The sequence below is a fragment of the Hydrogenophaga palleronii genome (assembly GCF_031457455.1).
In the GTDB taxonomy this organism is placed as follows: Bacteria; Pseudomonadota; Gammaproteobacteria; order Burkholderiales; family Burkholderiaceae_C; genus Hydrogenophaga; species Hydrogenophaga palleronii_A.
Map to the genome: position 1 here is coordinate 222,659 of NZ_JAVDWU010000007.1, position 17,527 is coordinate 240,185.

Consider the following 17,527-nt stretch of genomic DNA (forward strand, 5'->3'; position numbering starts at 1 on the left):
CACGCCCATAGCCAACGGCAGAACCCCGAGTCAGCACGAAACACGATGCGCACCCTAGGTTACCGCGCACACAGCCGGCGCATCAGAAGCTTCTGAACGGCCGCCGCGTGGCACACCCAACACCACGCATCGTTACCACCGCGCCCTGCGTCGCAGCGGCGCGGCCCTGCCCTGGCAGGAACGATCATCAGGTTGTACATGGCTGAGATGCTTCATCGCTGCTCTTGGCAAAAACCGGGAGTCGGCGGTTTTGGCAACCAGGGAACGGATGTCGCGGTTCAATCATCACCGCTTGCTCTTCCCTGTCAGATACCTCGCTCCAGCTGAAGCTGAGGCAAACCACTTCCAGCGACTCGCAGGTCAAGCCCCTGCGGTGGCGGTATGACTGAACAAACGCCAATGGCCTCCACGAAACCCGGGGGTGGTGTAAAGCATCTCGCATCTCGCCTCAGACGCCAGAGTGGTTGCGACCGCATATCCGATATGCAAGGATAAAAATCGGCGCGTATTGCCGCGTTTAGCGCTTTCACTTTTGATGTTGGAGTGTGTGTTTTTGAATACTCAGGCGTCAAAATTTTTTGTGGGAGTGCTCCGAAAGTGGTGTTTTCTGCGAGACTTGCGCTTCCAAACCCAAGTCATCAATTCGTAAGTTGCCGAGCCCTAAAGGGGGGACGCCGTTTGTCTATTCCAGTCAATAGCAAGGTTACTAACGAATACGTTGGCCTCGTGGCCACGAACTCGGTTGACTTCCTGAATCGTTATTTTGACTTGTCTGATTCAGGACGGGCCATTGTTCTGCTGCGTGGCCCCAACGACTCCAGCCGGATAGCGGCTTGCCTGGTGACCGAGGTGCAGGAGCCAGTTCGGGAAGGTGGTTGGCTGGCGCGCCAGATTGCGCTCTCAGACAGCGAGGACGTCGCTCAGGTCGCCTACACATCCGGGACCGAGGGCGAACCAAAAGGCGTTCTGCTTTCGTACAAGAACCTGACCAGTACGGCACACCGGATTCAGGAGGTGATGAAGCTCACCAGCGAAGTGCGTGAGTATATTGGCGTGCCGGTATTTCACTCTTTTGGCCTGGGCAGGGCGCGAGCCGTACTCGGTGCGGGAGGGGCCGTTTACGTGCCACCCAATGGTTTCGATCTGCGCGAACTCAGTGCGATGCTGGAAGGCGGCGAGATCAATGCCATCTCTGCCGTACCGAGTCTCTGGCGACTGGTACTGAAGAACCGGCATCTGTTCGAGCGACACGCATCAAGAGTGAAGTGGGTCGAGATTGGCAGCCAGCCAATGTCTGTGGCCGAAAAGTCGGAACTTCGGGATTTTTTTTCGAGCGCTTGCATCGTTCAGCATTACGGTCTGACTGAGGCCTCGCGCTCTACCTTCTTGAACTTGTCAGAAGCGACGTCAGCAGAGCTCGAATCGGTTGGGCGGCCAGCTGGAGACGTTGAAATACAGATAGCGGCGAATGGCCGAATCAGGATCCGTGGCAGCAACGTCGCCGAAGAAATGCTGGTCGAGGGTCGCAAAGTCCGTGTGGTTGATCAAGGCGGCTGGCTCATAACCAACGACCTTGGCGAGATGCGCGAGGGGCAGCTGTTTTTCCTGGGTCGCGCGGACGACGTGCTCAATATCAGCGGAATAAAGGTACCTCCTCATGCGGTTGAGGAGCGGATGGCAGAGTTGTTGCAAGTAGCCACCGGTCTTTGTGTGGCACGTGTACCGGACGAACTGCGTGGTGATGGCTTGCTCATTGCTGTGGCTGACGGACTTGATCGATCCGATCTGCAGCTCCGCGAAGCAGCAGAATGCGCACTCAGAGAGCGCGGAGTGAGCGGGGCTGGCGCGATTTCAGTTGTGCGCTGGCCCGAGTTGCCACAGACCGAATCGGGAAAACCGCGCAGGGCAGAGGTCTCGCGCAAGTTTTCTGCGCAACTTGGCGCCTGGCAGCCAACAACCTCTGCACCAATACTGCCGCACAACGGTTGGTCCAGGTTGCCCGCATTCAGCAAGCCTCGTGGCGTTCTTGGGCTGTATCAAAAGGCCTTTTCTCGAATGCCCGTGACCCGAGATGCGTCGTTTGTTTCCCTGGGAGGAGACTCCCTGAGTTTCGTCGAGGTGTCGGTGGAACTCGAAGACTATCTCGGCCACCTGCCAGAGAATTGGCAGACGCTCAGTGTTGCTGAGCTCGAGGCTTTGCCGCGACAGCGGACATTGACGCATGTGGTCGACACCACAGTGTTTTTTCGCTTTATTGGCATGTTGGCGATCGTGATGGGTCACTTTGATGTGCTGAATGTGAGTGGTTCGACGTACCTTCTGCTCGCTATCGCTGGATTCAACTTTGCGCGCTTTCAGTTGCCCCATGTACTGTCGTCCGGCTCGGTGCGCCCCGTCGTGGAGACCGCCCTGCGAGTTGCCGTCCCGACATTCCTTGCGCTCGCACTTATTGAGTTCAAGACGAAGGATTTCGAGCCGATTGCGTTGTTCCTTTTGGACAACTGGACCGACGCTCGGAATGAAAAGTTCGGTTTCTGGTTCCTTGAATTGATTGTCCAGGTGCTGATGCTTACCGCTCTGCTGATGAGTTGGGGCCGGGCGCGCGACTTTGCCATCGCTCATGACTTTCGATTCGCGCTCGCTGTGTTGGCGACTTGTGTGATGTTGTCCATCGGGGTGCCGCTCTTTTGGAACGCCGAGCACCTTTACAACCGCGTGCCGCATATGCTCATGTGGCTGTTTGCGCTTGGTTGGGTGGTCGCATCTGCCAACTCCAGAGAACAGCGGCTCCTCGCCGGGGTGCTGGTGCTGTTGTTGCCGCCTTTGATATGGAGCCACGTTTTGAATCGTTTTTGGCTGGGGCACGGCGTCATCTGGGTTGCCGTGGGCGGTATCTCACTGCTGCTGGTGTCGCGGGTGCGGCTCTTTTACCCACTGAACAGGATCGCAGCGCTTGTCGCTGGTGCGTCGATGTTCATCTACATCTCACACTACACGCTTCGAGGCTGGTGGCATCGAGTCGGGCTCTTTCAGCACCCATTGATCGACGTGCTCTTAGGCATCGTCGGCGGCATCATCCTGTGGCGGATCTGGGAAATAACAACAGATCGGTTGTTGAAGGGACTTGCGCGGTCAAAATTCAACGGGAAGTCTGAGTTCGACCCTGTGTAGCCGTCATTTTTGCGAGAGGGGATGTCGCTCGCAGGCGGTGCTCGGTGATTGTTTCTGCGCTGGTTTTCTGGCCTAAACCGCTTTCGGCGAGCTTCCGCACGACGCGTGCTATGCGTTTCAGCTGGACTGCCTATCCAGCGGTGCAGACGTCAGAACGCTGCGGTCTCGCGGTCGCGCTCGGTTCGCGCACCCAGCGGCAAGACGCACAGCGTGACGCCATCCAGCGTGAGCACCAACTGCAATTGCCCGCCCACTTGCACGACACCGCAGGTGGTCGCAGGCCGCACTGCCGCGACTTCGCTTGCCGCCCGGGGTACCTCTGCCACGGCGCTGATGGGCGGATGGCGCAGCATGGCCCACAGGGCTTGCGGGTCACGCAGATGAAGTGATTGCAGGTAGAGGCGGAAGAGGGTCTCTTCACCCGGATCGAGTTCCGGATTTGGGTGGAGCCTGGATGCGTCGCGTGCCTGCCTTACCCGCATCAGCGCCCGCCGCAATTGCTGCCGGCTGGCGGCTTCGGCCTTGCCGCTGGCCTGGGCGATTTCGGCATGGCCTGCTTCAAACACCTCGTGCAGCAAGACGGCGGCACCTTCTGCGGGGGAAAGGTGGGCCGCCAGCAGGCGCAGGGCGTGGATGGTCTCTTCGGCCAGCGCCGCTTGAATCTCTGCCGAGGGGAATGTAGGCAGCGGCTCGCTGGCGTTCGAATCGGCCGTCCATTGCAGCAGCCACTTGCGCCGTCTCAGGCGGTCGATGGCCAGGTTGCGCACCACGGTCAGTAGCCAGGCCTGGGCGGTGGTGAGCTGGAGGGCCTGGGCTTCCAGGGCGCGGACGTAGGCGTCTTGCACGGCATCCTCGGCCTCAGCCGAGCCCAGCAGGCGGGTGGCTGCGCGCACCAGTTGGCGGTGGTCGGCGTTGATCAGTATCAGCAGCTCGCGTGTCTCGTTCATCGGCAAATCTTGCCACAGGCTGATCGCAAGTCGGGTGTCACGAAAGTGCCGCCTCGTTCGTCAAGGCAGTTCCATTCACAAGGATTTCAATCAACCATGGACACACCAGACTCCCTCGCCCCACCCAGCGCCCCGGAACCGCGCACCGCCTACCTGGAGGAAAAGGCATTCAAGGCACGCACCGTGCAGATCTTCGGCACCATCACCGACGCGGTGGCGGCAGACGTGACGCGCAGGCTCATTGCCCTGGACGCCGACAGTGCCGAAGCCATCGATGTATTGGTGAGTTCGCCGGGCGGTCACCTGGAGTCGGGCGACGCGATCCATGACATCGTGCGCTTCATTGCCGCGCCGGTGAACATGATCGGCACTGGCTGGGTGGGCAGCGCCGCCACACATCTGTACCTGGCGGTACCGCGCGAGCGGCGCTATTGCTTGCCCAACACCCGCTTTCTCATTCACCAGCCCAGCGGCGGCTCGGGTGGGCCGGCCAGCGACATCGCCATCCAGGCGCGCGAGATCGTCAAAGCGCGCGAGCGCATCGCACGCACCATCGCCAGAGAGACCTGCAAGTCGCTGGAAGAGGTGTTGGCTGACATCGAACGGGACCGATGGATGTCGGCCGAGGAGGCCGTCGAGTACGGCCTGGTGTCGCGGGTCATCGAGCGCAAGGCCGAACTCAGGGGCGTCTGAGCCGGGACTAAACGGCGTAGCCTACCGAGGGCGACCAGCCAGAACCGCAGTTCATGACAACGCGGCCCCATTCCTTCGGGAACGCCTGTCGCTTCGCCGGACTCTTTAGCCTGAAGACCTGCGGCGCCCTGGGGCAGGCTGCATTTTGTGATCGCCAATGGGTTCATGATGCACGCGTGCAGCCATCGAACAGGGTCGATGGCGCCCGTCATGGTGCTTGCACCACAACCAGGAGATGTTGATGAAAACCCTCTGGATGGACCTTTTCTCAAACAGGATCAGCAACGCCGCGCACGGACCAGTGCCCGGGCAACTGACCGGCCACCGGGACCGGTTGTCCTTCTGGCCCCTTGATCAGGAGGTGGCGTGATGGCAAACGAAACATTTGACGCGATCGTCATCGGCGCCGGCCAGGCCGGCCCCGCTCTGGCCGCCAAGTTGGTCACCAAGGGCAGCAAGGTGGCGCTGGTGGAGGCGCACGAGCTGGGCGGCACCTGTGTCAACCGGGGCTGCACACCCACCAAGACCTTGCGCAAATCGGCCCGGGTGGCTCAGCTTGTGCGCCGCGCGGCCGAGTTTGGCGTGGAGGTGGGGCCGGTTCAGGTCAACTTCGAAGCGGCCATGCAACGCATGCACAAGCGCGTGGACGAATCGCGGGCGGGGCTCGAATCGTGGCTGGGTGGTCTGGATGGTCTCACCATCGTCAAGGCACATGGCAGGCTGGCCGGGCGCGCGGGCAAAGATTTCATCGTGGAAGCCGGCGCGCGCACCCTGCAAGCCCCCAAGCTGGTGCTGAACACCGGCACGCGAGCGTTCATCCCGCCTATTCACGGCTTGAAAGAAACCACCCACCTCGACAACGACAGCCTGCTGAAACTGCGTGAATTGCCGCGCAAGCTGGTGATCATTGGCGGCGGTTACATCAGCCTGGAAATGGGGCAGATCTTTCGGCGCCTGGGCAGCAAGGTGAGCATCATCGAGATCGGGCCGCGGCTCACTTCGCGCGAAGACGAAGATGTGTCTGAGGCCATTGCCGACATGCTGCGGACCGAAGGCATTGAGCTGCACCTGGGCGTGGAGATCAAGCGCGTGCTGCCCGCCTTAGACGGAGCCGGCGCGCGTGTAGAAATGGCCGACGGCCGCACCGTGGAAGGCAGCCATTTGCTGGTGGCCGTGGGGCGCACGCCGAACACCGACGACCTGGGCTTGCAGAGTGTGGGCCTGAAGACCAACAAACGCGGCTACCTGGAGACCAACGACCGGCTGGAGACGGATGTGCCAGGCATCTGGGCGCTGGGCGATATAAACCAGCGCGGTGCCTTCACCCACACCAGCTACCACGACCACGACATCGTGGCCGAGAACCTGGCAGGCGGGCAGCGCAGTGCCGACGCGCGCAACACCATCTACGCCATGTTCACCGACCCACCACTGGCTCATGTGGGGCTGTACGAAGCCGATGCCAAGCGCCTGGTGGCCGAAGGCAGGCGCATCAGCCAGGCCGTGCATGCCATGAAGGATGTGAGCCGCGCCAAGGAAGAAAGCGAAACCACCGGCCTCATCAAGCTGTTGGTCGACGAGGACAGCGGGCATTTCCTCGGTGCCACCATGCTGGGCATGGCGGCCGACGAGGTGATCCAGGCCATTGGCCTGGTCATGGCCAGCCAGGGGAGCTGGCGCCAGGTGCGCGAGGCGCTGCCGGTGCATCCCACCGTGACGGAGTTCCTGCCCACCATCATTGATGGCCGCAAGCCCTTTGCCGCTGCGTGACGCAGGTTGCTCAGGGACTTTGTGAAAGCTGCGGACCAGCATCAGGGCAATTTGTTCAGGTGAACAGCGCTCGCCAAAAAAGGAACGCATCACGCCGAACAAGATGCGGACCGGTCAGATTTTTGGGTTCTTCGGTGTGTCCGTGGAGGGCTTGCCGTCGTCATCCAGATTCGTGTTCGGCTTGATGCTCGGCGAACCAGCGCCTGGAGCGTCATCGACGTTGTCCTCCACCAGATTCAGAAACTCATCAACTTCGTCGGTTGAGTGCCTGGATGGCTCGATGTGGGCCGTTTTCTCTTTAGTCATGGGGTTTCCCTTCGGTTGGTGGACAGGACCTTCGGCTGCAATCAATTTCGCTTCCGTTGACCAGGGTCTTCAAGAGGCGCGACGAGACAGCACATCGCCAATCACAGACTTCTGATTGGGGCAGGCTTGAGGCTGTCTGTCTGTTCGCCATCGAACGATCTGGATGCATGCCACAGCATGAGGGCCCGTCACGGGCACAGCTCCTACGCCTTTTTGAAGCTCCATGCAACTGTCAATATTGAGGGCCCCCGACTGACGATGTTGAGGAAATCTGGTAGGCGATCCTTGGATTTGTTCCTGAATAAATAGGGACGAAACAACTATTGAGAGCGCCTTTGCAATTGAGCGCTGTGACGAGACGGTCATTCGGGTGTGTTGCAAGCGTCTCGCCGTCTTGCCTGCCGATAGATGCCTCTCCTGCTGAATGCCGAGCTGTGCCCGTTTGGTCAGGCAGCCGCATATGACGCGAGTGGAGCGCCTGCGCTGCAAAGGCGCCAGCATTTCAAGACACTCAAAGTCCTGGGAGGCCTTGAGGCAGACCCGTCTCATGCGGGGTCCAACGCGTCGTCTCAGCATTCATATTTGCGTTCAAAAATATAAAAGTATCAGACTGAACCTGTGATTGATCCAGTGCTTTTGTGGTTTGATTCGAGTGCCGCAAGCCGCGAGGACGGTGCAGCTTCGACCGCGTCAAGGTGTGCGGAGACAGGGATGGCGAAGCCCCCTTCGCGCACCGCTTCCAGCGGGGGTCGGTGGGGTTGAGTACCGGGCAGTAGCGCTTAAACCGCTGAGGTGAACCGCTTCGTCCACAGGATCAGTGTTGCTTTACGCGGCTTCTGCCGCTGCCTTGGACTTGGCATGCCTCGGCCGGGGTGCGAGCTTGCGCCAGCCATGGCGATCAAGGAGGCGGTAGATCGTGGAGGGCGCCACCGTCTTGCCGACCTGTTCCTGGTAGGCCTGCTGAATTTCGGCCACCTTGAACATGTCGCCGGCCTGCGCGCGCTCGAAGAATGGTGCAAGCAGCGCTTGTTCCTGCTCTGTGCTGAGGTGCTGATGGTGTCGCCCACCTCGAGCTTGAACGGCAAAAATGGCGTCACCCTCCTTGGCCCATCGGGAATGCAGCACGTGCACGGTGGTCGTCGACCAGCCAAGCAACTGCGCAATCTGCGCGGCCGAACTGCCCAGCGCTGCCCTGATCAGCACACATTGGATGCGCTGGTACTCCGAATGGTTGCTGGCTCGCTTGAGCCGTTCCGCCAAGCGAGTGACGGTCGCCTCATCTCCAACGATCAGCTGTTTCATCCACGACGCCTCGTAGTTCGAAGGTGCCCATCATATCTAAGCGATTGAATGCAAGTGCTATGAGTCTTAAAAGGCAAAGAGGGGCCCCCTGATGCATGAAACGGTGCAGCCCACCGCCACGCCTCGCCGCAACCACGAGCCTGGGCGTGGCATCCGCTGGTACTTTGTCTCAGAAACAAAATTAACAGATAGTTACAAGAAATGTCAGATGAGTGGTCTTTTTGTCGTCTCGGACGGACCGGTTTGTGAAATCCATCACATAAATCCATCCGTTCTGTACAAGCGGTGGCTAAAAAAGTAACAAATTCCTTTTTGGTGTATTGCATTTCGCCAAACGAGGAACAGAATGTAAACGTGAGTTACAGAAAGTGCTCTGAAAAGACTGCTTAAGTAGCAATGGGAGGGGATCACAAATGCGACTCATTAGTCATTAGTCGCTCATGGGGGGTGGCTGATGTTTCAACCTACCTGGAGTTGAGTCATGCAAAAGTTTGTGAATGCAACCCGCCGTTTCCTTCGCGATGAAGAAGGGGTGACCGCCATCGAATATGGCCTGATCGCGGCGCTGATCGCGGTGGTGATCATTGCTTCGGTGCAGATAGTCGGCACCGGTTTGACTAACGTGTTCACCGCGATCTCCGATGCACTTGCCGCCGCTCTCGGCGGTGGCGGCTGATCCATGCGCGGTTGCGATGGATTGAACCTGTGAGCCCGGGTACAGGGCTCCAGGTTCAATCCCCCACCTTTCTGAACAAGGGGCACGTCATGCGATCACGACAGCGACAACAGGGCGTCACCGCCATTGAATACGCCTTGCTGGTGGCCCTGATTGCCTTGGCCGTCCTGGGCGCTCTGTCGGCGACCGGACTGGACAACGGGCGAATCTGGTCCATCTGGACGGGAACGTTTCTCCAGGCCATCGGAGCCGGCGGCTGAGCCGCTCCACACATCAAGGCATGAAGGTCGATCATGCCAAGCGCACACGCAGTCGACCCGCTGAACCGGCGACATGGGTTTGAAGAACGAACACACACCACGCTGAGTCGAGGGAGTTGCTCATGACCTGGATCTTGTCGCCCGCTGGCTGGCAGTCAACCGCCCTGATGATGCTGGGCGTGTTGCTGGTACTGGCGATCTGGTCCGATGCCCTGCAGCGGCGCATTCCCAACACCCTGGTTCTGGTCGCGCTGATCGCTGGTGTGCTTCTGAACCTGGCCGACACGGCTTTTGACACCCGCACCGGTCTGTTCACCACCCAGCCTGGCGCCCTGGGCCTCTGGCTTTCGCTGGCCGGCGCCTTGACCGGTCTGCTGATCTTCCTGCCCATGTGGCTGCTGCGCGCCCTGGGTGCGGGCGACGTCAAGTTGCTGGCCGCCGTGGGGGCCTTCGCCGGCCCGGCCGCCACCGTCAATCTCGCCTTGTGTGTGCTGCTGGCCGGTGGTGTGCTGGCCATGGCCCGGCTGCTGCTGTTTCCGGGCAGGCAACTGGTGCGCCACAACATGGGGCCCATGCTGAGCCAGCTGCGCCCGGGTGCCACCGGCCCCGGTTTTGATGCCCGCTGCCAGACCGCCTGGCGCATGCCCTACGCATTGGCCATTGCCGGCGGTGTGGCCGGCTACGCCGCCTGGACCCTCACGGGCCGGGCACCCTTCATCCAGTTCTGGTGAGCGAGGCTGTCATGTCCGAACTGTCCCAGCCTTCGCCCTTGTCGCTGCTCAAGATCGTGCCAAGCGACCCATTTGGCGACGGGCCCGACCTCGCGGGTCTGCCCGCCGCCTTCCTCACCGACCTGGCGCTGCGCCACCTTTCACGCAAGGGCGAGCTCAAGCTCTTTGCCCTGGCCCAGCAGCTCGGGCTGGGTGCGCAGGTGGTTGACGGCCTGCTCATTCACATGCGCACGCAGGCCCTGGTCGAGGTGCCGCGCCGCGGCACGCTGGAGGGCGACATCAGCTATGTGCTGACCGACGCCGGTCAGCGCCGCGCGCGCATGGCCTTCGACAAATGCCATTACATGGGCCCGGCCCCGGTGCCAGTGGCCGATTACGTGGCCCAGGTGCATGAGCAGAACAGCCAGTTGCAGCCGGTGCGCGCCCAGCGCCTGCGCGAAGTGCTGGCCGACATGGTGCTGCCGGCCCCGTTGTTGCCCAGTCTGGGCAGTGCAATGAACTCGGGCAAGGCCATTTATCTGCACGGCGCCAGTGGCACCGGCAAAACCTTTCTGGCCGAGCACCTGGTCCGCACGATCGAAGGACATGTCTGGGTGCCTCACGCCATCTATGTTGATGGTGAGGTCATTCAGGTGTTCGACCCCATCGTGCACCGGGCTGCCCGGGCCAGCAACACGGGCGTGGGCCGTGGCCTGCTGCGCGACCTCTCGACCGACGGCCGCTGGGTGCGCTGCGAACGCCCGGTGGTGATTGCCGGCGGCGAGCTGACGCTGGACACACTGGACCTGGCCTACGACGCGCACACCCGCATGCACATCGCGCCGCCCCAGCTCAAGGCCAACAACGGCATCTTTGTGGTCGACGATCTGGGGCGCCAGCGCATCAGCCCGACCGAACTCATGAACCGCTGGATCGTGCCGCTGGACCGGCACGTCGACTACCTCACGCTCAACACCGGCACCAAGTTTTCCGTGCCCTTCGATGTGCGGGTGATCTTCTCCAGCAACCTGCCACCCGAGAGCCTGGTTGATCCGGCCTTTGCGCGGCGCCTGGGCTACAAGATCGAGATCGAGCCGCTGGATGCCGCCGCCTACCGCGAAGTGGTGTCTCAGGCCTGCCAGCGCACAGGGGTGCCTGAAGAGTTGCCCGGTGTGCAGCACCTGATCCACACCCTGCATCCGCACCACGGCCAGCCTTACCTGCCGTGCATTCCCTACGACGTGATCAGCAAGATCGCCGACCTCGCCCGTTACCGCCAGAGCGCCCCGCGGCTGACACCTCAGGCGCTTGAATGGGCCTGGGCCAATTATTTCGGTTTGCCCGGATGCGCCGAGCCGGCCACTGACCAGCACCTTTGAGGAGATTGATCATGCAAAGCAAACGGGCCCTTTTCATGTTGCTCTTGTCGCTGCTGGCTGGCGCGGCAGCGGTCGTGTTGGCGGCGCGCTGGCTGGGCCAACAATCCAATGGAGACCGCACCCAGGTGCTGGTGGCCACGCGCGATCTAGATCTGGGCCAGGCCATCACGCCGGTCATGTTGCAGGGCATTGCCTGGCCGGCGGGCAACGTGCCGGCCGGCGCCTTCACCGACGCCAAGCAGCTGGAGGGCCGGGTGGTGCGCAGCGGCATCTTCCAGGGGGAGCCGGTGCTGGAGCCCAAGCTGGCGCCCGAGGGCACCAAGGCCGGGCTGGACTCCATCATCAAGTCTGGCCACCGCGCCATCACCGTCAAGGTCAACGAGGTGATCGGTGTGGCCGGCTTCCTGGCGCCGGGCAGCTTTGTCGACCTGCTGGTCAACATCCGCGACGACCGCGACAACGCCATCTCACGCGTGGTGCTGGAGCGGATCATGGTGCTGGCGGTGGCCCAGGAGGCGCGCCGCCCCGACGAGACGCGTGCGCGTGTGGTCAACGCCGTCACGCTGGAGGTCACGCCCGATCAGGCCGAGAAGATCGACCTGGCGCGCAACGTGGGCACGCTTTCGCTGATGTTGCGCAACCAGGTGGATATTGAAGATGGCGCCAAAACCGCCGGCATCACCCGCGACGACCTGTTCGGCGATGCCCGCCCGGCACCCGCGCCCGTGCCTGTCGCAGCGCCAGCGGCAGCGCCGGTGCGGCGCGTATCAACTCGACCGGCCGCGCCCGCTGCTTCCCCCATGGCGCCACCGGCGACCACCGTCGAGGTGATCCGGGGCACCCAGAAGTCCTCCGCCAGTTTCTAACAAGGAAGCGACCATGAACACCACACTTCTGCGCGCCCTCAGCCTCTCCCTGGCCGCCGCCGGCCTGCTGACCGCTGTCCCGGCACAAACCCAGACTGCGGTCACCCGTGGCGTCACCACCAGTCAGGTGGCCGCCGCACCGCTGCGCTCGGCCGACATCAGCACCGATCTGGCCACCGTCGGCCCGTCCATGGACCTCACGGTCGGCAAGTCCACGCTGCTGCGCATGCCCACCGAGGTCACGCGCATTTCGCTGGGGAATCCCACTGTGGCTGACGTCACCCTCATCAGTCCGACCGAGTTGTACCTGCTGGGCAAGGCCTACGGATCCACCAACCTGATCGTCTGGCGCAAGGGGGGCGGAGCCACGGCCATCGACGTCAATGTGAACATTGACTACAAGCGCATGGAAGCCAAGTTGCGCGAGTTGCTGCCCAACGAGACCGGCATCCAGGTGCGCCCGGCGGCCGACTCGGTCATTCTCACCGGGGTGGTCTCCAGTGCGGTCAAGGCCATGGCGGCCGAAGAGATCGCCAATGCCTTCGTGCGCGACGTCAACAAGAGCCTGGTGCTGCCGGTGGTGGCTGGTGACAACCGCGCCGAATCGGGTGCCACCATGAAGGTGGCCAGCACCAGTGGTGGCAGCGGCGCGGCCGCTGCACGCACCGCTGGCGCCCGCGTGGTCAACCTGCTTTCGGTGGCCGAGGCACAACAGGTGATGCTGGAGGTGGTGGTGGCCGAAGTGTCCAAGACCATGATGGAGAAGATGGGCATCAACCTGCTTTCTACCCGCACAGGCGGCGGCTGGACCTACGGCATCAACCCCAACTTTGGCGGTGACGGGCGCGGCCTCTTCAGTGGCATCAACCCACTAAGCGGCAACCGCTTTCAGTTCGACGCAGAAAAAAGTGATGGGGTCGTCAAGATTCTGGCCGAACCCAATCTGGTGGCCGTGAGTGGTCAGGAGGCCAGCTTCCTGGCCGGCGGCAAGATCTTCATTCCGGTGGCGCGCGACAACAACGCGACCGGCGGCACCACCATCACCCTGGAAGAAAAGGAATTCGGTGTCGGTGTGAAGTTCACCCCCACCGTGCTCGAAGGCGGGCGCATCCACCTCAAGGTGGCGCCCGAGGTCTCTGAGCTGTCACCCACGGGAACACCCTTCACCACGGTGGCCGGTGTGACGTCCATTCTGCCGAGCTTCACCACCCGCCGCGCCGCCACCACGGTGCAGTTGATGGACGGGCAGAGCCTGGCGATTGCCGGGTTGATCAAGAACAACGCCCGCCAGGCGCTGGACGCCGTGCCCGGCCTGGGCGAGGTCCCGGTGCTGGGCGCACTGTTCCGCAGCAACGAGTTCCAGGACGACCGCACCGAGTTGATGTTTGTCATCACCCCGCGGCTGGTGAAACCGCTGGACCCTGGCTACGCCTTGCCCACCGACAGCTACCACCCGCCCAGCCGGGCCGAGTTCTATCTGGGTGGACAACTGGAAGCCTACCGGCCCAACCAGCCAGCGCCGGCTGACACACCGCCAGCAGCACCTGCAGTCAACCCGCAAACGAAGTAAGGAGCCAACGCCATGAAACACGACACCGTGACCCCGCGCTTCGCCAGATGGTTGATGGTTGGCACTGTCGCCCTGGGCGCAACGGCATGCGCCACCAGCACCCCAAGGCTGGATGCCAACATGGGGGTGGCCGTGCGCGAAGCACGAGCTGTGCAAACCCTGAACCCGCAGGCCAGCGAGCAGAACCGCGACCCGGTGCTGGGCATCGATGGCAAGGCCGCGAGCGAGGCGCAGAGGCGCTATGTGGACTCGTTCAAGGCGCCGCCCAAGACATTTGAAATCATCAACATCGGCGGCGCGATCACCGGCGACTGATTCGATGACCGACGCAGACCGACCGGGGAGAGTCTCATGAAGCTCAATCGCAATCGTCGCGCAGCCACTGCCCGGCACCAACGCGGCGCGGTGGCGATCATGCTGGGACTCACGCTGGCGGTGCTGATCGGGTTTGCAGGCCTGGCCCTCGATCTGGGGCGTTTCTTCATCATCAAGACCGAGTTGCAGAACGCCATGGATGCCTGTGCGCTGGCTGCGTCCTCGCAATTGCGACCCGGGCAGAACAATCCAAATGCGTTGAGTCGTGCAATCGCCTACGGGCGGGTGTTCACCACCGGCGGGGTCAGCGAAAACCCGCTGGACGGCAACATCGCGGTGATCCAGAACCGGGTGAATTTCCAGGGGCAGGTGGTCAATGTCCAGTCGGAAAACATCACCTTCGCAGAGAATCTGGCGGGCCCCTATGTCACCCAGGCATCGGCCGACGCGAACACCGCCGCCTTCGTGCAATGCAGCTTGCCGCTGGCCGATATTCCGGTGCTTTTCATGCGCGTGCTCAACCCCTTGTTGAGCACACAGACGGTGTCGGCCCGCGCGGTGGCTACCCTGGCGCCATCGGATTCGGCTTGTGCCATTCCGGTAGGGGCCTGCAAGGTGCCGGGCACCACGGCTGCTTCCAATTTTGGCCTGTTGATCGGCCAGTGGTTGGCGCCCCCTGAGGGCCCGGGGTCGCCTTACGGCACGGGGAACTTCGGCTGGATCGACTTCACACCGCCTGGTGGTGGCGCCAGTGAACTTGCTGATCTGCTGACCGGCCCGGGGCAATGCGACACGGCAATAGGGACCGAGGTCGATGAGCCTGGTGCCATCGCGTCGCTTGAGACTGCATGGAACTCGCGCTTTGGCGTTTATCGGAATGGCGCCGGCAATCCGCAGGTGGGCACAGCGCCGCCAGACATCACTGGATATGGCTACACCTCATCCAACTGGCCGTCGAGCTTCAACGCCTACAGCGGAAGTTCAGCCGGGGCCGTCAACTACCGGACGGCAGCTGCCGCCTACGAGAGATACCAGTTCAATCCACCCAACCCGTATAACCGCATCACATCGGCTCAGCATGAGTCACTGGGCCGAAATCGCCGGGTGGTGGTGGCACCGGTGGTTGACTGCACGGTCTGGAACAGTGGTACGGGTCGTCCAGAGGTGGAAGGCTGGGCCTGTGTGTTGATGCTCAATCCGATGCTGGGCAGTTCGCCGGTTCCGACCATGGAATTCCTGGGGCTGAGCACGGCGGCCGGCAGTGCCTGTGCCACCAACGGCGCACCAGGCACCTTCGGACCCCTGGTGCCGCAACTGGTGCAATGACCATGAGTACGACAAGACTTCACCGGAAAGAGCGCCAGCGTGGTGTTGCCGCAGTGGAGATGGCCATCATCATCCTGCCGATGCTGATCCTGTGTTTTGGCATCACGGAGCTGGGCCGGGCGCTCTACCAGTACAACGGACTGGTCAAGGCCACGCGGGGTGCTGCGCGTTACCTGTCGCAGCAAAACCTGGCGAGCCCGCCTGCAGGGCAGACAGCCGATGGCCTTCGGACCAACGCCCGCTCGCTGGCTCTGTGCGGAGCCTTCGACTGTGGTCAGAGCGAGCCACTGGTGACCAACCTTACCCTGGCCATGATTTCGGTCTGTGACCCGGTGCTGTGCGCGGACACGCATGCCAACGTGTCGACCGGTGAGGGCACCACCAGTCTGGTGTCGGTCACCGTCGGAGGCGGTGGTGTGGGCTATGCGTTCGAGTCGATGGTTGCCTGGGTGGTGCCCAACATCAACTTCTCGCCGGTGAGCATCACCATGGCGGCCAGCACGAATTGAGGAGGCACCATGCAACTGCCTCGCTTCCATTCTTTTACGGGCCGCCACCGCCTGCAGAAGGGCGTGGCTGCGGTCGAATTCGCCCTCATTGCGGTTCTGTTTTTCACCCTGCTGCTGGGCATCATGGAGTTCGGTCGCTGGCTGTTCCTGCTCAACGGAGCGAACGAGGCCACGCGGCTGGGTGCGCGCCTGGGGGTGGTGTGCAGCATCGAGACCACTGGTGACTTTCTGATCCGTGCGCGCATGAGCGAGATGACAGGTGGCGGGATTCCCCCGGCCAATATGGTGCTTCAGTACGACCCGCCGGGCTGCAATGTCGACACCTGCACGATGGTGACCGCTCGCATCGTGGGGGCCCAGTTTGCGCCCGTCAGTCCCTTCTTCGGCCTGCCTTTTCCGATTCCGCAGTTTCCCACCAGCTTGCCGCGCGAATACATGAACAGCGCCGGGAATCCGGTGTGCCCATGACGCCATCTCTTGCATCGCACTCCCCAAACAAACCATGACCTCCAGAATTTCCCTGATCTGCGCCACACCAGAAACCCGAGAGAAGGTGGTGCGCCAGTTTGCCAGCCCGCCGGGCGTGGACATCACCGTGCACGTGGGTGGTGCCCGTACCTTGCTTTCAGTGATGCAGAAAGATCAGCCCGATGTGCTGCTGCTGGACCTGCCCGGGCCGGACGACACCGACTTCGAACTCATCGACGCTGCCACACAGCGCATTCAGGGCGTGCTGGTGCTGATGGTGAGCAACGACGCTTCCATGGCCACCCTCAAACGTGCCATGCGTGCAGGGGTGCGCGACGTGCTGGCGGCGCCGCTGAGCGACGAGACCGTGAAGGTGGCGCTGGACTACTTGCGCGATGCGCGGGCCAACACTTCTCGCTTTGGTGACAGCTCGGGTGAGGTGCATGCCTTCATACCGGCCAAGGGCGGTTGTGGAGCCACCTTTCTTGCGACCAACCTCGCCTATGTGCTGGCCAAGAGCGGCCGACGGGTGCTGCTGATCGACCTGAACCTGTATTTCGGCGACGCGGCCACTTACCTGACCGACCGCAAAGCGCCGGCCAATGTGGTCGACGTGGCACGCCAGGCCCGGCGGCTTGACGGCGCGCTGCTCGGCGCCAGTGTGCTCAAGGTGCGTGAGAACCTGAATGTGCTGGTGGCACCGGACATGCCCTACCAGCTTGAAGAGGTGACGGCCGACAACGTGGCGGCCATCATCGCGCTGGCACGCACCGAGTACGACTTCGTGCTGCTGGACCTGGGCCGGGCCATGGACCCTCCCACGGTGAAGGCGCTCGATGTAGCCGACCGCATTGTGATGGTGGTCGAACAAAGCCTGCCCGCACTCAAGGACGCGCGCCGCATGGCTCAGGTGTTCGAAGGCCTGGGCTATGGCCGCGACAAAGTGCGCATGGTGCTCAACTGCTTTGCGAAGAGCAGTCTGATCCGGGCGGAAGATGTGGAGAAGGCCACCGGTCTTACTGTGACGAGGCAGATTCCTGACAGCGACGAGGCGGTGCGCACCGCCATCAACCAGGGCGACCCGCTGCCGCGCCTCAAGCCCAAGGATCCGGTGGCCAAGGCCTTGCAGCAATGGGCGCTGGACCTCTCGCCCGTGACCGTCAAGCCTGAGAAGAGCTGGTTCGCCACCTTGACCGGTAGCCACTAAGAAGCGAGCCATACGGACCGACCGAAGCACCGACCGAAGCACCGACCGACTC

18 protein-coding genes are annotated in these 17,527 nt (G+C 62.3%); 15 read left to right on the top strand and 3 right to left on the bottom strand.

Annotation, left to right across the window (positions count from 1 at the left end; genetic code table 11):
- Positions 1 to 726 precede the first annotated feature (726 nt).
- Positions 727 to 3,171 (top strand): AMP-binding protein, encoded by a 2,445-nt coding sequence (locus J2W49_RS17160; RefSeq protein ID WP_310318936.1) that lies wholly within the window; start codon positions 727 to 729, stop codon positions 3,169 to 3,171.
- Between the two features lie 149 nt (positions 3,172 to 3,320).
- Here J2W49_RS17160 and J2W49_RS17165 read toward each other — a convergent pair whose 3' ends face one another.
- Complete coding sequence (locus J2W49_RS17165) at positions 3,321 to 4,118, bottom strand: sigma-70 family RNA polymerase sigma factor (RefSeq protein ID WP_310318938.1); 798 nt, start codon at positions 4,116 to 4,118, stop codon at positions 3,321 to 3,323.
- A gap of 96 nt (positions 4,119 to 4,214) precedes the next feature.
- On the opposite strand from J2W49_RS17165, the gene J2W49_RS17170 reads away from it, so the two are divergent.
- From J2W49_RS17170 to J2W49_RS17180, 3 genes are all read left to right on the top strand, one after another.
- Positions 4,215 to 4,811, top strand: a complete 597-nt coding sequence (locus J2W49_RS17170; protein ID WP_310318941.1) for an ATP-dependent Clp protease proteolytic subunit — start codon at positions 4,215 to 4,217, stop codon at positions 4,809 to 4,811.
- A gap of 241 nt (positions 4,812 to 5,052) precedes the next feature.
- Positions 5,053 to 5,181 carry a hypothetical protein gene (locus J2W49_RS17175; protein ID WP_310318944.1) on the top strand — a complete coding sequence of 43 codons (129 nt, stop codon included), beginning with the start codon at positions 5,053 to 5,055 and terminating at the stop codon, positions 5,179 to 5,181.
- Positions 5,181 to 6,581 (top strand): mercuric reductase, encoded by a 1,401-nt coding sequence (locus tag J2W49_RS17180; protein ID WP_310318947.1) that lies wholly within the window; start codon positions 5,181 to 5,183, stop codon positions 6,579 to 6,581. Before J2W49_RS17175 ends, J2W49_RS17180 begins: the two co-directional genes overlap by 1 nt.
- A gap of 114 nt (positions 6,582 to 6,695) precedes the next feature.
- Here the strand turns inward: J2W49_RS17180 and J2W49_RS17185 are convergent, their stop codons facing one another.
- Together J2W49_RS17185 and J2W49_RS17190 are read right to left on the bottom strand one after the other, a co-directional pair.
- Positions 6,696 to 6,887, bottom strand: a complete 192-nt coding sequence (locus tag J2W49_RS17185; protein ID WP_310318950.1) for a hypothetical protein — start codon at positions 6,885 to 6,887, stop codon at positions 6,696 to 6,698.
- Between the two features lie 825 nt (positions 6,888 to 7,712).
- Positions 7,713 to 8,189 carry a helix-turn-helix domain-containing protein gene (locus J2W49_RS17190; protein WP_310318953.1) on the bottom strand — a complete coding sequence of 159 codons (477 nt, stop codon included), beginning with the start codon at positions 8,187 to 8,189 and terminating at the stop codon, positions 7,713 to 7,715.
- A gap of 481 nt (positions 8,190 to 8,670) precedes the next feature.
- On the opposite strand from J2W49_RS17190, the gene J2W49_RS17195 reads away from it, so the two are divergent.
- The 11 genes from J2W49_RS17195 (at position 8,671) to J2W49_RS17245 (ending at position 17,475) form a co-directional block, all read left to right on the top strand.
- Positions 8,671 to 8,865, top strand: coding sequence for a Flp family type IVb pilin (locus J2W49_RS17195; protein ID WP_310318956.1), 195 nt, complete (start codon positions 8,671 to 8,673; stop codon positions 8,863 to 8,865).
- Between the two features lie 89 nt (positions 8,866 to 8,954).
- Positions 8,955 to 9,125: a Flp family type IVb pilin gene (locus J2W49_RS17200; protein ID WP_310318959.1), complete on the top strand. Its 171-nt coding sequence runs from the start codon at positions 8,955 to 8,957 to the stop codon at positions 9,123 to 9,125.
- Between the two features lie 122 nt (positions 9,126 to 9,247).
- Positions 9,248 to 9,856 (top strand): A24 family peptidase, encoded by a 609-nt coding sequence (locus J2W49_RS17205; RefSeq protein WP_310318961.1) that lies wholly within the window; start codon positions 9,248 to 9,250, stop codon positions 9,854 to 9,856.
- Positions 9,857 to 9,867: 11 nt separating this feature from the next.
- Complete coding sequence (locus tag J2W49_RS17210) at positions 9,868 to 11,214, top strand: ATP-binding protein (protein WP_310318964.1); 1,347 nt, start codon at positions 9,868 to 9,870, stop codon at positions 11,212 to 11,214.
- Positions 11,215 to 11,225: 11 nt separating this feature from the next.
- Entirely contained in the window at positions 11,226 to 12,080 is an 855-nt protein-coding gene (gene cpaB / locus J2W49_RS17215) for a Flp pilus assembly protein CpaB (protein WP_310318966.1), read from the top strand.
- Between the two features lie 13 nt (positions 12,081 to 12,093).
- On the top strand, positions 12,094 to 13,650 hold the full coding sequence (locus tag J2W49_RS17220) for a type II and III secretion system protein family protein (RefSeq protein ID WP_310318969.1): 1,557 nt from the start codon (positions 12,094 to 12,096) through the stop codon (positions 13,648 to 13,650).
- Positions 13,651 to 13,662: 12 nt separating this feature from the next.
- Positions 13,663 to 13,965 carry a hypothetical protein gene (locus J2W49_RS17225; RefSeq protein ID WP_310318971.1) on the top strand — a complete coding sequence of 101 codons (303 nt, stop codon included), beginning with the start codon at positions 13,663 to 13,665 and terminating at the stop codon, positions 13,963 to 13,965.
- Between the two features lie 36 nt (positions 13,966 to 14,001).
- The gene (locus J2W49_RS17230) at positions 14,002 to 15,291 is read left to right on the top strand and encodes a TadE/TadG family type IV pilus assembly protein (RefSeq protein WP_310318974.1); all 1,290 of its coding nucleotides are present in this window, start codon (positions 14,002 to 14,004) and stop codon (positions 15,289 to 15,291) included.
- A 2-nt stretch (positions 15,292 to 15,293) separates the two neighbouring features.
- Complete coding sequence (locus tag J2W49_RS17235) at positions 15,294 to 15,800, top strand: TadE/TadG family type IV pilus assembly protein (protein WP_310318977.1); 507 nt, start codon at positions 15,294 to 15,296, stop codon at positions 15,798 to 15,800.
- A gap of 9 nt (positions 15,801 to 15,809) precedes the next feature.
- Positions 15,810 to 16,268 (top strand): TadE family protein, encoded by a 459-nt coding sequence (locus tag J2W49_RS17240; RefSeq protein ID WP_310318980.1) that lies wholly within the window; start codon positions 15,810 to 15,812, stop codon positions 16,266 to 16,268.
- 34 nt (positions 16,269 to 16,302) lie between these two features.
- On the top strand, positions 16,303 to 17,475 hold the full coding sequence (locus J2W49_RS17245; RefSeq protein ID WP_310318983.1) for a CpaE/TadZ family protein: 1,173 nt from the start codon (positions 16,303 to 16,305) through the stop codon (positions 17,473 to 17,475).
- Positions 17,476 to 17,527: the final 52 nt, after the last annotated feature.

Coding starts and splice junctions, on each gene's coding strand:
- J2W49_RS17195 (WP_310318956.1), top strand. CDS start 8,671: ATGCAAAAGTTTGTGAATGCAACCCGCCGTTTCCTTCGCGATGAAGAA.
- J2W49_RS17235 (WP_310318977.1), top strand. CDS start 15,294: ATGAGTACGACAAGACTTCACCGGAAAGAGCGCCAGCGTGGTGTTGCC.
- J2W49_RS17230 (WP_310318974.1), top strand. CDS start 14,002: ATGAAGCTCAATCGCAATCGTCGCGCAGCCACTGCCCGGCACCAACGC.
- J2W49_RS17165 (WP_310318938.1), bottom strand. CDS start 4,118: ATGAACGAGACACGCGAGCTGCTGATACTGATCAACGCCGACCACCGC.
- J2W49_RS17180 (WP_310318947.1), top strand. CDS start 5,181: ATGGCAAACGAAACATTTGACGCGATCGTCATCGGCGCCGGCCAGGCC.
- J2W49_RS17170 (WP_310318941.1), top strand. CDS start 4,215: ATGGACACACCAGACTCCCTCGCCCCACCCAGCGCCCCGGAACCGCGC.
- J2W49_RS17220 (WP_310318969.1), top strand. CDS start 12,094: ATGAACACCACACTTCTGCGCGCCCTCAGCCTCTCCCTGGCCGCCGCC.
- J2W49_RS17190 (WP_310318953.1), bottom strand. CDS start 8,189: ATGAAACAGCTGATCGTTGGAGATGAGGCGACCGTCACTCGCTTGGCG.
- J2W49_RS17175 (WP_310318944.1), top strand. CDS start 5,053: ATGAAAACCCTCTGGATGGACCTTTTCTCAAACAGGATCAGCAACGCC.
- J2W49_RS17245 (WP_310318983.1), top strand. CDS start 16,303: ATGACCTCCAGAATTTCCCTGATCTGCGCCACACCAGAAACCCGAGAG.
- cpaB (WP_310318966.1), top strand. CDS start 11,226: ATGCAAAGCAAACGGGCCCTTTTCATGTTGCTCTTGTCGCTGCTGGCT.
- J2W49_RS17185 (WP_310318950.1), bottom strand. CDS start 6,887: ATGACTAAAGAGAAAACGGCCCACATCGAGCCATCCAGGCACTCAACC.
- J2W49_RS17200 (WP_310318959.1), top strand. CDS start 8,955: ATGCGATCACGACAGCGACAACAGGGCGTCACCGCCATTGAATACGCC.
- J2W49_RS17225 (WP_310318971.1), top strand. CDS start 13,663: ATGAAACACGACACCGTGACCCCGCGCTTCGCCAGATGGTTGATGGTT.
- J2W49_RS17210 (WP_310318964.1), top strand. CDS start 9,868: ATGTCCGAACTGTCCCAGCCTTCGCCCTTGTCGCTGCTCAAGATCGTG.
- J2W49_RS17205 (WP_310318961.1), top strand. CDS start 9,248: ATGACCTGGATCTTGTCGCCCGCTGGCTGGCAGTCAACCGCCCTGATG.
- J2W49_RS17240 (WP_310318980.1), top strand. CDS start 15,810: ATGCAACTGCCTCGCTTCCATTCTTTTACGGGCCGCCACCGCCTGCAG.